This is a genomic window from Roseateles violae (genome assembly GCF_030410485.1).
Taxonomy (GTDB): Bacteria; Pseudomonadota; Gammaproteobacteria; order Burkholderiales; family Burkholderiaceae_C; genus Roseateles_D; species Roseateles_D violae.
Genome location: NZ_JAUHHC010000002.1, coordinates 593649 through 607334 on the forward strand (window position 1 = coordinate 593649; position 13686 = coordinate 607334).

Sequence of the window (13686 nt, forward strand, 5' to 3'; positions counted from 1 at the left end):
ACCGCTAGACCAGCGCGCGCGCCGCCGCCGCCAGGCTGGCCGCGCCGCCATCGGCCAGCGGCAGGCGCAGCGCCTGCTCGACATGCGGGTAATGGCCGCGCAGTGAGCGTTCGTAGCCGGGGTCGTAGTGCTCGCGCATCAGCGCGCCGAAGACCTCGGCCCATTGGCCGGCACGCGCCTGCGCCTGCCATTGGCGCACCTGCTCCTTGCCGCGCAGCGGGATCAGGCCCTCGAGCTGGCCGCAGAAGCCCTCGACGTCGGTGGCGAAATGGCCGTAGTCCTGCAGCAGCAGCTCGATCCGTGCGGCGTCCGGCATCTCGATCCAGACGCAGTGCGTGCTGGCGCGCATGGCCGCATGCAGGGCCTCCGGCACGCGCAGCTGGCCGACCTTGCGGCTCTCGCTCTCGACGAAGACCGGCCGCGCCGGGTCGAGCGCGCGCAACTGCTGCCACAGCAGGCTGTCGAAGCGCTTCTGGCTCGGCTGCGGCGCGTCGGGCAGGGCGCCCAGCACCGAGCCGCGGTGGCAGGCCAGCGCCTCCAGGTCCAGGGTCTGCGCGCCGGCCTCGGCCAGCGCCTGCAGCAGCCGGGTCTTGCCGCTGCCGGTGCGGCCGCACAGCACATGCAGCTCCAGGCCGGCCGGCAATCGGGCGAGCGCGTCGCGCACCGCCGCCCGGTAGGCCTTGTAGCCGCCCTCCAGCTGGCGCGCCCGGAAGCCGATCTGGCCCAGGAACCAGTTCATCGCGCCGGAGCGCTGGCCACCGCGCCAGCAGTAGACCAGCGGGCGCCAGGTCTTGCCCAGCGAGGCGGCATGGGTCTCGATATGGCGGGCGATATTGCGCGCGACCAGGGCCGCGCCCAGCTTGCGCGCCTCGAAGGGCGATGTGGCGTACAGGGTGCCGACGATGCGGCGCTCCTCGTTGTCGAGCACCGGCCAGTTCTGCGCACCCGGCAGGTGGTCCTCGGCGAACTCGGCCGGCGAGCGCACGTCGATGATCGCGTCGAAGCCGCCCAGATCGGCCAGCGCGTCCTCGGCCTTGACGGTGTAGCTCATGCGGGCAAGGCGATTGCGTCGAGCAATTCGCTCTCGATCTGCAGCTGCGCGCGGTTCTGCTGCAGGGCGGCGCCGTCGACGAGGAAGGTGTCCTCGACCCGCTCGCCCAAGGTCGAGATCTTGGCCAGCTGCAGATTGATGTGGTGGCGCGCCAGCACCAGCGCGATCGCATAGAGCAGGCCGGCGCGGTCGCTGGTGCTGATCGACAAGAGCCAGTGCTGGGCGCGCTCGTCCGGCCGCAGGGCGATGCGCGGCGTGAACGGAAAGCTCTTGACCCGGCGCGACAGGCGCCCCCGGCGCGGCTCGGGCAGCGGGCCGCTGGCGGCCAGCGCCTGGGCCAGCTTGGTCTCGACCAGGGAAGCGAGGTCGCGGTGGTGCAGCTCCAGGCCGGTGCTGATCACCTGGAAGGTGTCCAGCGCATAGTCCTGGCGCGTCGTGTGCACCTTGGCGTCGAGGATGTTGAAGCCGGCGCCGTCGAAATAGCCGCAGATGCGCGCGAACAGATCGGGCCGGTCGGGCGCATAGACCAGCACCTGCAGGCCTTCGCCGACCGGCGAGGGCCGCGCGCGCACGATCGGCAGCTCGCTCTTCACATGGCGCCACAGCGCGCGCGCATGCCAGGCCAGATCGCCGGCCTCGTGGCGGGCGAAGTAGCTGATCTCCAGGGTCTGCCACAGCGGGGCCTCGGTGTCGGGCAGCATCGAATGCAGGGCCAGCTTCTCGCGCGCCTCCTGCTTGCGCGCCTCGATGTCGGCATGCAGATTCGGCTTGGCGCCACCCAGGGCGCGCAGCGCGATCCGGTACAGATCTTCCAGCAGCTTGCCCTTCCAGGCATTCCAGACCTTGGGGCTGGTGCCGCGGATGTCGGCCACCGTCAGCAGGTAGAGCGCCGTCAGGTGCCGCGCATCGCCCATCTTGGCGACGAAGGCCTCGATCACCTCGGGGTCGGACAGGTCTTCCTTCTGCGCCACGCGCGACAGGGTCAGGTGATGCTGGACCAGGAAGACGACCAGCTCGGTATCGGTCTTGGACAGGCCATGTTCGCGGCAGAAACGCTTGACCTCGGTCGCGCCGAGGTCCGAATGGTCGCCGCCGCGACCCTTGGCGACGTCGTGGAACAGCGCCGCGATATAGAGCAGCTCCGGCTTGTCCCATTGCGCGGCCAGCTGCGAGCAGAAGGGGTACTCGTGCGCATGCTCGGGGATGAAGAAGCGCCGCACATTGCGCAGCACCATCAGGATGTGCTGGTCGACCGTGTAGACGTGGAACAGGTCGTGCTGCATCTGGCCGACGATGCGGCGGAACACCCACAGATAGCGGCCCAGCACCGAGGTCTGGTTCATCAGCCGGAAGGCGTGGGTCTGGCCCTCGGGCTGGCGCAGGATGCTCATGAACAGCGCGCGGTTCGCCGGGTCGCGGCGGAAGGCGCTGTTCATCAGCTCGCGCGCGTTGTACAGCGCGCGCAAGGTGCGTGCCGACAGGCCCTTGATGCCGGGGGTCTGCTGGTAGACCAGGAAGGTCTCCAGGATCGCGTGCGGGTTCTTCTCGTAGAGATCGTCGCTGGCGACCTCCAGCATGCCGGCGCGGTCGAGGAAGCGCTCGTTGATCTGGCGCATCAGCCCCTGCTGCGAGCCGTTGACCTGCTCCTCCAGGTTCAGCAGCAGGATCTGGTTCAGCTGGCTGACCGCCTTGGCCGCCCAGTAGTAGCGCCGCATCAGCACCTCGGACGCGCGCTGCGCCTTGCTGCTCTGGTAGCCGAAGCTCTCGGCCACGGCGGTCTGCAGATCGAACACCAGCCGGTCCTCGCGCCGGCCGGCGATCACATGCAGGCGGGCGCGGATCAGCTTCAAGAGGCCTTCGTTGCGCTGCAGCTGCCGGCTCTCGAAGGCGGTGATCAGGCCGCGCGCGGCGAGCGCCTTCCAGGTCTTGCCCAGGCCGGCCGCGCGGGCGATCCAGATCAGCACCTGCAGATCGCGCAGGCCGCCCGGGCTTTCCTTGCAGTTGGGCTCCAGCGAGTAGGGCGTGTCGTCGAACTTGGTGTGGCGCTGGCGCATCTCCAGCGTCTTGGCGCGCAGGAAGGCGCTGGTGTCCATCTGCGCGGCCAGCGCCTTCTCCAGCCGGCGGTACAGCGGCTTGGCGCCGGCCAGCAGCCTCGCTTCGAGCAGCGAGGTCTGCACGGTCACGTCGCCGGCCGCCTCCTGCAGGCATTCCGCCATGGTGCGCACCGAGGAGCCGATCTCCAGGCCGGTGTCCCAGCAGGCGGTGATGAAGGCCTCGATGCTGGCCTTGACCGGCCCCGGCCGGTACGCCTCGACGCCGTCCGGCAGCAGCACCAGCACATCGACGTCCGAATAGGGGAAGAGCTCGGCCCGGCCATAGCCGCCGACGGCGACCAGGCTGGCGCCCTCGGGCATCGCCGCGCGCTCCCACAGCGCCAGCAGGCAGGCGTCGACCGCGCGGGCCAGGCCGTGCAGCAGCCGCGTGGTGGCGGTGACGGTCGGCCGCGCGGCGCGGAATTCGTCGATCAGCGCCTGCTTGTCGCTGCGGAACTGCTGGCGCAGTGCGGCGATGCCGCGGGGCGCGCTGAGGCCGGCGCCGGCCAGTGGCGGGCTGCTGCCCATGACCTCAGGTCGCGGCGGCGGTGATGAAGGCGGGCGGCGGCGGGCTGCCGGCCGACAAGGTCATCACCTCGTAGCCGGTCTCGGTGACCAGGATCGTGTGCTCCCACTGGGCCGACAGCGAGCGGTCCTTGGTGACGATGGTCCAGCCGTCGCCGGTCTCGCGGATCTCGCGCCGGCCGGCGTTGATCATCGGCTCGATCGTGAACATCATGCCGGGCTTGAGCTCCTCCAGCGTGCCGGGGCGGCCGTAGTGCAGCACCTGGGGCTCCTCGTGGAAGACGCGGCCGATGCCGTGGCCGCAGAACTCGCGCACGATGGAGAAGCCGGCGTTCTCGGCAAAGGTCTGGATCGCATGGCCGATATCGCCCAGGCGGGCGCCCGGCTTGACCTTGGCGATGCCCTTCCACATGGCGTCGTAGGTGAAGGCGCACAGGCGCTTGGCCGCGATCGAGCCCTCGCCGACGATGAACATGCGGCTGGTGTCGCCATGCCAGCCGTCCTTGATGACGGTGACATCGATATTGACGATGTCGCCGTTCTTCAGCGGCCGGTCGTTCGGGATGCCATGGCAGACCTGGTGGTTGATCGAGGTGCAGATCGACTTCGGATAGGGCGTGTAGCCCGGCGGCGTGTAGTTCAGCGGCGCCGGAATCGCGTTCTGAACGTTGACGATGTGATCGTGCGCCAGCTTGTCCAACTGCTCGGTGCTGATGCCGGGCTTTACATGCGGGGTCAGCATGTCCAGCACTTCGGAGGCCAGGCGCCCGGCGATGCGCATGCCGTCGATATCGGCGCCGGTTTTGATCGTGATCGTCATGTCCTTGATTTTAGGGCCATGGCCGGGCCGGTGCTCCGGGCCGACCGGCCGGGCGCTGCGGCGAGCGGGCTGGCGGTCGCGCCCCGAAGGGTGCATGCTTGCGCCACTGGGCGATGCGGCCGGCTGCGAAGGACGCGGACCGGGATCGCCGGGAGCCGCCGATGTACGAGAATAAAGACGTGCCGCAGGGCTATATGGAGCGCTGGCAGCAGTCGGCCGACCTGGTGGCGGCGGCCGCGCGGGTGCCGGCCGCGCTGGTGATGCGCGTCTGGCCGGAGCAGATCGAGGTGCTGATCTCCAGCCTCGGCGACGACAACCCCTACGAGGAACACGAAAAGGCCGACCTGGGCACCGGCCTGTACTGCGAGACGGTGATGGCCACGCGCGAGGCCCTGCTGGTTCCCGATGCGCTGCTCGATCCGGCCTGGGACCACAACCCCGACATCCGCCTGAACATGATCAGCTATCTGGGCGTGCCCCTGGTCTGGCCGGACGACACCATCTTCGGCACCGTCTGCATGCTGGACCGCAAGTCGCGCGACTTCCGGCCGCCCTCGCTGCAACTGCTGCTGGGGCTCAAGGACCTGATCGAGGCGGATTTCCGCGCCATCTGCGGCAGCGAGCGCGAGACGCGGGACGAGCAGCGGCTGCAGGACTTCAAGGCCCGGGTCCGCTCGCTGAGCGCGGAAACAACGGCGGCGCCGCCGCCGTCCTCGCAGCGGCATTGAGCGGGGCCGACCGCTGCCATGGACTTCGATGCCCCCGCGATCCGGCACATTCCCCATCTCTACCTGGCCAAGTGGCAGAAGCTGGTCGACATGCTGGCCGAGCTCTACGGGGCCGAGGCCGCGCTGATCAACCGCGTCGATCCGGACCGGCTGCTGCGGGTCCAGGTCGCCAGCGCCGGGTCCGGCAATCCCTTCGCGGCCGAGCCCGATGCCATCCTCGGCGCGGACGCCTATTGCGCCAGCGTGCTGGCCGGCCCGGGCGCGCTGGCCGTGCACGATGCCGAGCAGGACGCGCAGTGGCGGCCGCGCCTGGCGGCGAACCGGCAGCTGCGCGCCTATCTGGGCGTGCCGCTGCAATGGCCGGACAAGTCGAGCTACGGCACCCTGTGCGTGCTGAGCCGCGGGGCGGCCGACTACCCGGAGGCGATGCGGGCGCTGCTGTGGCAGATGAAGCGCCTGATCGAGAGCGATTTCCGCGCCCTGTACTTCGTCCGCGCGGTCGACCGGCGCAAGGCCTCACTGGAGACGCTGATCCAGGAACGCACGGCCGAGCTGCAGCAGGTCAATGCCCGGCTGGCGCGCGAGCTGGAACAGAGCCGGCGGCTGGAGGAGGTGCTGCGCGAGCTGGCCGTCGGCGGCGCGGGCAGCTATGGCGAGGCCTATTTCCACCAGCTGGTCGAGCAGCTGGCGCGCCTGTTTGGCGGCGAGCATGCCTTCGTCGCCCTGGTCGAGCCCGCTTCGCCCAAGCAGGCGCGGATGCTGGCCTGCTACAGCGGCGGCCGCTGGCTGGAGGAAAGCAGCTATGCGCTGGCCGACATGCCCTGCGCGGAGGTGCTGGCCGGCCAGAGTCTGGTCGTCGCCGAGGGTCTGGCCCAGCGCCATCCACGCGCGGCGCTGCTGCGGCGGCTGGCGGCCGACAGCTATCTGGGCGTGCCGCTGTTCGACCTGCGCGGCCAGGCGATCGGCGTGCTGGCCATGCTGGGCAAGCGCCGGCTGCCGGACAGCCGCCTCGCGCGCGAGCTGATGGAGCTGCTGGCCGGGCGCGCCAGCACCGAGATCCAGCGCATGCGCGTCGAACAGCATCTGCGCCGCATGGCGCATCGCGACGACCTGACCGGCCTGCCGAACCGCGCCCAGCTGCTGAAGCGGCTGGAGCGGGCGATAGCCCAGGCGCAGCGCGAGCGCCATGTGCTGGCGGTGCTGTTCATCGACCTGGACAACTTCAAGACGATCAACGACACGCTGGGCCATGAGGTCGGCGACGCCTTGCTGATCGCGGTGAGCCTGCGCCTGTTCGGCTGCCTGCGCGACAACGACACGATCGCCCGGCTGGGCGGTGACGAGTTCGCCGCGCTGATGGAGAACATCGATGCGCTGCAGGTCAGCGCCGTCTGCGAGCGCATCGTTGCCGCGCTGAGCGAGCCGCTGTACTGCCGCGGACATGAGCTCTTCGTCAGCGCCAGCATTGGCATCAGCCAGTATCCCGGCGACGGCGAGGATGCGACCGGCCTGCTGCGCGCCGCCGATGCCGCCATGTACCGCGCCAAGGAGCTGGGCCGCAACCAGTTCCAGTATTTCGCCAAGGACATCAAGCAGGCGCTGCAGCGCGATCTGGTGCTGCTGACCCAGCTGCGCCGGGCGATCCTGCAGCAGCAGCTGACGGTCGCCTACCAGCCCAAGGTCCGCACCGCCGACCGCAGCCTGGTCGGCGCCGAGGCGCTGGTGCGCTGGCACGATCCGACGCTGGGGCCGATCGCGCCCGCGGAGTTCATCCCGCTGGCCGAGCGCTCCGGCGTCATCGCCGGCATCGGCGAGCTGGTGCTGGGCCGGGTGATCGGCGACCTGCTGCGCTGGCGCGCGGCCGGGCTGCCGGTGCCGCCGATCGCCATCAATGTCTCACCGCGGCAGCTGCTGAGCGGCGGTTTCGCCGGCTGGCTGCATGCGCAGCTGCAGCAGCAGGGCCTGGGACCCGACTGCCTGATCATCGAGCTGACCGAGGGTTCGCTGATCGAGCGCGGCGCGGCCGGTCTGAAGGTGCTGGGCGAGCTGAGCGCCCAGGGTTTCAGCATCAGCATCGACGACTTCGGCACCGGCTATTCCTCGCTGTCCTATCTGAAGCGCATGCCGATCAGCGAGTTGAAGATCGATCGCAGCTTCGTGCACGGCATTGCCGACGATGGCGACGACCAGGCGATCGCCAGCGCGATCCTGAGCCTGGCCCGCACGCTGGGCCTGACCGTGGTGGCCGAGGGCGTCGAGGATTTACGCCAGCTGCAGGCGCTCTGCAGCCTGGGCTGCAGCGTCGCGCAGGGCGATTTCTTCCACCGGCCGCTGGAGGCGGCGGAGTTCGCGGCGCTGCTGGAGGGGGCGGGGCTGCGAGCTGCGGGTTGAACTCGGTCCTCATTCGGCCGGGTCGCAAGCATGCACCTCGGCCCTCGTGAGGCGTCGCAAGGTCCGCAGGGACCTTGCTCGGTCCTCACTCGGCCCAGACGACCAGGCCGCTCCAGGCGGTGGCCAGCACGACCAGGCCGAAGGCGATCCGGTACCAGGCGAAGGGCACGAAGCTGTGGCTGGAGATGTAGCGCAAGAGCCAGCGCACGCAGATCCAGGCGCTGAGGAAGGAGAACAGCAGGCCCACCGCGAACAGCGGGATGTCGGCGCTGCTGAGCAGCGCGCGTTCCTTGTAGAGGCTGTACAGGCCGGCGCCGACCAGCGTCGGGATGCCCAGGAAGAAGGAGAAATCGACCGCCGCCTGGCGCGACAGGCCCAGGAACATGCCGCCGATGATGGTGGCGCCCGAGCGGCTGGTGCCCGGCACCATGGCCAGGCATTGCACCAGGCCGACCTTGAGCGCGTCCAGCGGGCTCATGTCGTCGACCGCATGGATGCGCACCGCGCTGGCCGGCCGCCGCTCGGCCCACAGGATCACCAGGCCGCCGACGATGAAGGTCGTCGCGACGATGGTCGGCGTGAACAGATGGGCCTTGATCGCCTTGCCGAACAGCAGGCCCAGCACGACGGCCGGCAGGAAGCCGATCGCCACATTGAGCACGAAGCGGCGCGCCTTGTCGCTGTGGCCGAGTCCCGCGGCGACCTCGCGCAGGCGCTGCCAGTAGACGATGATGACGGCGAGGATCGCGCCGGTCTGGATCGCGATATCGAAGACCTTGCTCTTGTCGTCGTCGAAGCCGAGCAGGGAGCCGGCCAGGATCAGGTGGCCGGTCGAGGAGATCGGCAGGAACTCGGTCAGGCCCTCGACGATGCCCATGATGGCGGCCTTGATCAACAACATCGCGTCCACGCGCGCTCCTCTGCGGTTTTTGAACGGGCGCGATGATACCCGCGCCGCCGGAGGGCCCCCCGCCCGGCGCCCGCCCGGCCGCCGCCCTTTACCTGGCGTTTACCAGGGCTCGCCTTGACCCTCGCGCGAGCCGCCGCTTACATTACTGACCGACTAGTCAGTACAGCCTTCCCGGTCTTCCACTTGAGCACCGCCCCCCGCCAGCGCCGCAAGGAGGCCCGTCCGCAGGAACTGCTGGACGCCGCCCTGGAACTGTTCGTCGCCAACGGCTTTGCCGCCACCCGCGCCGAGCAGGTGGCCGCGCGCGCCGGCGTTTCCAAGGGCACGCTGTACCTGTACTACCCGAGCAAGGAAGAGCTGTTCAAGGCGGTCGTGCGGGCCAATCTCTCGGTCCACATCGCCGAGGGCGCCGACATCGTGGCCCAGCACCAGGGCAGCACGGCCGAGCTCTTGCGCCGGGTGATGAACGAATGGTGGAGCCGGGTCGGCCAGGGGCCGGCCGGCGGCATCACCAAGATCATGCTGGCCGAGGCGCGCAACTTCCCCGAGCTGGCCGAGTTCTATCTGGACGAGGTGATCGTGCCGACGCACCGCCTGCTGGGCGGCCTGATCGAGCGCGGCATCGCCAGCGGCGAATTCCGGCCGTTGCCGGTGGCCGAGACCGTCCATGTGCTGATCGGCCCGATGCTGCACCTGACCCTGGCCGAGCATTCCTTCGGCGTCTGCGGCCTGGCCAACGGGCCGGCGATCGACGCGCCGGCCGTGCTGGCCGCCCAACTGGATCTGCTGCTGCACGGCATGCTGGCCGCACCGGTGCCTACCAAGAAGAAAGAAAGCTGAGCCCCGATGAAACGCTGGTTGAAGATCGTCCTGCCCCTGGCCGCCGTTGCGGTGCTGGGCGTTTTCGTGGCCCGCAACCTGGCCGCCCGCCAGGCGCAGACGGCGGCCGCCGCGGCGGCCGAGCCGGTCGCCGGCCTGGCGCTGGCCGATATCGATGTGCTGAGCCTGCGCCGCCAGCGCTTCTCGACCAGCCTGGACATCTCGGGCAGCCTGCGCGCGGTCGACACGGCCGTCATCAAGGCCAAGGTCGCCTCCGAGCTGGCCAGCCTGTCGGTGCGCGAGGGCGACAGCGTGCGTGCCGGCCAGTCGCTGGGCCAGCTGGACACGACCGAGCTCGACTGGCGGCTGCGCCAGGCCGAGCAGCTGGCCGCGGCCAACCAGGCGCAGCTGGACATCGCCCGCCGCACCCTGGAGAACAACCGCGCCCTGGTCGGCCAGGGCTTTATCTCGGCCACCGCCCTGGACACGGCCGCCGCCAGCGAGGCCGGTGCCCGCGCCAATCTGCTGGCCGCCCAGGCCGCGGCCGAGCTGGCGCGCAAATCGCTGCGCGACGCGAAGCTGATCGCGCCGATCTCGGGCCAGGTCTCGCAGCGCCTGGCCCAGCCGGGCGAGCGGGTGCCGGTGGACGGCCGCATTGTCGAGATCGTGGACATCTCCCGGCTCGAGCTGGAGGCGGCGGTCGCGCCCGAGTACGCGGCGCGGCTGACCATAGGCGCGAAGGCTCGGCTGCAGGTCGAGGGGCTCGCCGAGCCGGTCGACGCGGTCGTCGTCCGCATCAACCCGGCGGCCCAGACCGGCTCGCGCGCGGTCCTGGCCTATCTGAAGGTCGATGGCAAGCCCGGCCTGCGCCATGGCATGTTTGCGCGCGGCCGCCTGCTACTCGACGAGCACGAGGCCCTGGTCGCACCACGGACGGCCGTGCGGGTCGAGAAGGCCAAGCCCTATGTGCTGCAGATCGTCGACGGCAAGGCGCGGGCAGTCAGCGTCGAGCTGGGGCAGGGCGGCGAGGCCGGCGGCCAGCCGGTCGTCGAGATCCGCGGCGGCATCGCCGAAGGCGCAAAGCTGCTGTCCGGCACCGCCGGCCAGGTCGCCGACGGCACGCCCGTGACCCTGGCGACGGCCCGTTAAGCCATGTGGTTCACCCGCGTCTCGATCCAGAACCCGGTGATGGCCGTGATGGTCATGCTGGCCTTTGTCGTGCTGGGCCTGTTCAGCTATCAGCGCCTGTCGGTCGACCAGTTCCCCAATATCGACCTGCCGACCGTCGTCGTGCAGATGGACTATCCGGGCGCCTCGCCCGAGATCGTCGAGAGCGAGGTCAGCAAGAAGGTCGAGGAGGCCGTCAACACGGTCGCTGGCATCAATGCACTGACCTCGCGCTCCTATGAGGGGACCTCGGTCGTCATCATCGAGTTCAATCTCGACGTCGACGGCCGCAAGGCGGCCGAGGACGTGCGCGAAAAGGTCGGGCTGATCCGCCCGCTGCTGCGCGAGGAGGTCAAGGAGCCGCGCATCTCGCGCTTCGACCCGCAGAGCACGCCGATCTTCAACGTCGCGGTGCTCTCGGAAGACGGAAAGAAGAGTACGCAGGAGCTGACCACCTGGGCCACCCAGGTGCTGCAGAAGCGCCTGGAGAACGTGCGCGGCGTCGGCTCGGTCTCGGTCGTCGGCGGCCTGCAGCGCCAGGTGCAGATCCAGCTGCGGCCACAGGCGATGGAGGCGCTGGGCATCACGGTCGACCAGGTGCTGGCGGCGGTGAAGAGCGAGAACCAGGAACTGCCGATGGGCAATATCCGCTCGCTGGAGCAGGAGCGGGTCGTGCAGATCAATGCGCGCCTCAAGGCCCCGCAGGACTTCCGCGACATCGTCGTCACGCGACGGATGGGCACGCCGGTCAAGCTCTGGCAGGTGGCCGATGTCGTCGACGGGCCGCAGGAGGTGGAAAGCCTGGCGCTCTACAACGGCCAGCGCACGGTTCTTTTGAGCGTGCAGAAGAGCCAGGGCGAGAACACCATCGCCGTCGTCGACGGCCTGATGGCGGCGCTCAAGGAGGCCAGGGCGGTGACGCCGCCGGGCATCAAGACCGAGGTCAACCGCGACAACTCGCGCGCCGTGCGCGTCTCGGTGGCCAATGTGACGCGCACCCTGTTCGAGGGCGCGGCGCTGACGGTGCTGATCGTTTTCCTGTTCCTGAACAGCTGGCGCTCGACCATCATCACCGGGCTGACCCTGCCGATCGCGCTGATCGGCACCTTTCTGTTCATGTACATCTTCGGCTTCACGATCAACAACATCACGATGATGGCGCTGAGCCTGTGCGTGGGCCTGTTGATCGACGACGCGATCGTCGTGCGGGAGAACATCGTGCGCCATGTGCAGATGGGGGCGGACCCGAAGACGGCCGCACTGGACGGCACGGCCGAGATCGGCCTGGCGGTGCTGGCGACGACCTTCTCCATCGTTGCCGTCTTCCTGCCGATCGGCTTCATGGGCGGCATCGTCGGCAAGTTCTTCCACGAGTTCGGCATCACCATCGTCGCGGCGGTGCTGATCTCGATGTTCGTCAGCTTCACGCTCGACCCGATGCTGTCCAGCGTCTGGCACGACCCGCAGGCGCATGGCGTGCACCGCGGGCCACCGCTGACGCTGTATGACAGGACCCTGGGCCGCGTCACCGGCCTGTTCGACGACTTCACCGAATGGCTGTCGGCCGCTTATCAGAAGATCCTCGGCTGGTCGCTGGACCACAAGGGCGCGACGCTGGCCATCGCCGGCTCGACCTTTCTGGCGAGCTGCGTGATGGTGGGCACGGTCGGCAAGGAGTTCGTGCCCAAGGCCGACCTGTCCGAGACGCAGATCAATTTCTACACGCCGGTCGGCTCGGCGCTGGAGCTGACCGAGGCGCGCGCGAAGCAGATCGACCAGATGCTGCGCGAGCTGCCCGAGGTGCGCTACACGGTGACGACGATCAACAGCGGCTTTGCCGCCGGCAAGATCTATGGCGCGATCTATGTGCGCCTGCTCGACCGCAAGGACCGGTCGCGCAGCGTCGAGCAGCTGGCCGAGCCGATCCGCCAGCAGCTGGCGCGCATCCCGGGCATCACCGTCACCAATATCGGCCAGACCGATCTGGGCGGCGGCAAGAGCCTGCAGTTCTCGATCCAGGGGCCGGATCTTGCCGAGCTCGAGCGCCTGTCCAGGGACGTGATGGCGCGGCTGCGCCGGATCCCCGGCCTGGTCGATCTGGACAGCACGCTCAAACCCGACAAGCCCACCGTGTCGGTCGAGGTCAAGCGCGATGCGGCCGCCGATGCGGGGCTCAACGTCAATGCCCTGGCCGGCAGCCTGCGCACGCTCTTGGCCGGCACGACGGTGGGCAACTGGCGCGCGCCGGACGGCGAGAACTACGACGTGGTCGTGCGCCTGGCGCGCGAGAACCGGACGGCGCTGGACGATCTGCAGCATCTGCCGATCAATGTCGCGCCGGCCGCCGACGGCTCGGCCCGCGTCGTGCGCCTGTCCCAGGTGGCCGAGGTGCGCGCCGCCACCGGGCCCAACCAGATCAACCGCCGCGACATGAGCCGCGAGATCACGATCGACGGCAATGCCGATGCGAGATCCGGCCGCAGCTCGGGCGAGGTCTCCAGCGACATCAAGAAGGCGCTCGACGAGACCGCCTTCCCGCCCGGCTACCGCTACAGCTTCGGCGGCTCGACCAAGAACATGAACGAATCGTTCCAGTACGCGGTCGGCGCGCTGATGCTGGCCATCGTCTTCATCTACATGATCCTGGCCAGCCAGTTCAAGAGTTTTCTGCAGCCGCTGGCGCTGATGAGCTCGCTGCCGCTGACCCTGATCGGCGTCGTCTTGGCCTTGCTGATGTTCCGCTCGACGCTGAACATGTTCTCCATCATCGGCATCGTGATGCTGATGGGCCTGGTGACCAAGAACGCGATCCTCTTGATCGACTTCGCGATCCGCTCGCGTGAGGGCGAGCATGGCCATGGCGTCGATGCCGAGCCTATGGACCGCCGTGCGGCGCTCTTGCACGCGGCCCAGGTGCGGCTGCGGCCCATCCTGATGACGACCCTGGCGATGGTGTTCGGCATGGTGCCGCTTGCCTTTGCGCTGTCCGAGGGCTCGGAACAGCGCGCGCCGATGGGCCAGGCGGTGATCGGCGGCGTGATCACCTCCTCGCTGCTGACCCTGGTCGTCGTGCCGGTCATCTATTGCTATCTGGACGATCTAGGGACCTGGGCCAAACGCCGTTGGACTGGAAATAGAATTCCGCCTTTGCATGACCCGGCAGCTCAGGCCGACTAGGAAAT

At 69.2% G+C, this 13686-nt stretch carries 9 protein-coding genes; 5 read left to right on the top strand and 4 right to left on the bottom strand.

Annotated elements, in window-relative coordinates; genetic code table 11:
* Positions 1–4: 4 nt before the first annotated feature.
* The 3 genes from mnmH to map are packed head-to-tail and all read right to left on the bottom strand — an operon-like array spanning position 5 to position 4489.
* Positions 5–1051, bottom strand: coding sequence for a tRNA 2-selenouridine(34) synthase MnmH (gene mnmH / locus QWJ38_RS08255; protein ID WP_290358573.1), 1047 nt, complete (start codon positions 1049–1051; stop codon positions 5–7).
* Positions 1048–3672, bottom strand: coding sequence for a [protein-PII] uridylyltransferase (locus QWJ38_RS08260; protein WP_290358574.1), 2625 nt, complete (start codon positions 3670–3672; stop codon positions 1048–1050). The genes mnmH and QWJ38_RS08260 overlap by 4 nt, the downstream gene beginning before the upstream one ends.
* 4 nt (positions 3673–3676) lie before the next feature.
* Positions 3677–4489 carry a type I methionyl aminopeptidase gene (gene map, locus QWJ38_RS08265; protein ID WP_290358575.1) on the bottom strand — a complete coding sequence of 271 codons (813 nt, stop codon included), beginning with the start codon at positions 4487–4489 and terminating at the stop codon, positions 3677–3679.
* Between the two features lie 161 nt (positions 4490–4650).
* Between map and QWJ38_RS08270 the strand changes: the two genes are divergently transcribed.
* Together QWJ38_RS08270 and QWJ38_RS08275 are read left to right on the top strand one after the other, a co-directional pair.
* Positions 4651–5217 (top strand): GAF domain-containing protein, encoded by a 567-nt coding sequence (locus QWJ38_RS08270; RefSeq protein ID WP_290358576.1) that lies wholly within the window; start codon positions 4651–4653, stop codon positions 5215–5217.
* 18 nt (positions 5218–5235) lie between these two features.
* Entirely contained in the window at positions 5236–7608 is a 2373-nt protein-coding gene (locus QWJ38_RS08275) for a bifunctional diguanylate cyclase/phosphodiesterase (RefSeq protein ID WP_290358577.1), read from the top strand.
* 85 nt (positions 7609–7693) lie between these two features.
* On the opposite strand, the gene QWJ38_RS08280 is transcribed toward QWJ38_RS08275, so the two are convergent.
* Entirely contained in the window at positions 7694–8518 is an 825-nt protein-coding gene (locus QWJ38_RS08280; protein WP_290358578.1) for an undecaprenyl-diphosphate phosphatase, read from the bottom strand.
* A 183-nt stretch (positions 8519–8701) separates the two neighbouring features.
* On the opposite strand from QWJ38_RS08280, the gene QWJ38_RS08285 reads away from it, so the two are divergent.
* Genes QWJ38_RS08285 through QWJ38_RS08295 form a run of 3 tightly spaced genes read left to right on the top strand, consistent with a single transcriptional unit; the run spans position 8702 to position 13681 of the window.
* The gene (locus tag QWJ38_RS08285) at positions 8702–9358 is read left to right on the top strand and encodes a TetR/AcrR family transcriptional regulator (protein WP_290358579.1); all 657 of its coding nucleotides are present in this window, start codon (positions 8702–8704) and stop codon (positions 9356–9358) included.
* A gap of 6 nt (positions 9359–9364) precedes the next feature.
* Entirely contained in the window at positions 9365–10486 is a 1122-nt protein-coding gene (locus QWJ38_RS08290) for an efflux RND transporter periplasmic adaptor subunit (protein WP_290358580.1), read from the top strand.
* 3 nt (positions 10487–10489) lie between these two features.
* Positions 10490–13681, top strand: coding sequence for an efflux RND transporter permease subunit (locus QWJ38_RS08295; RefSeq protein ID WP_290358581.1), 3192 nt, complete (start codon positions 10490–10492; stop codon positions 13679–13681).
* The last annotated feature ends 5 nt before the right edge of the window (positions 13682–13686 follow it).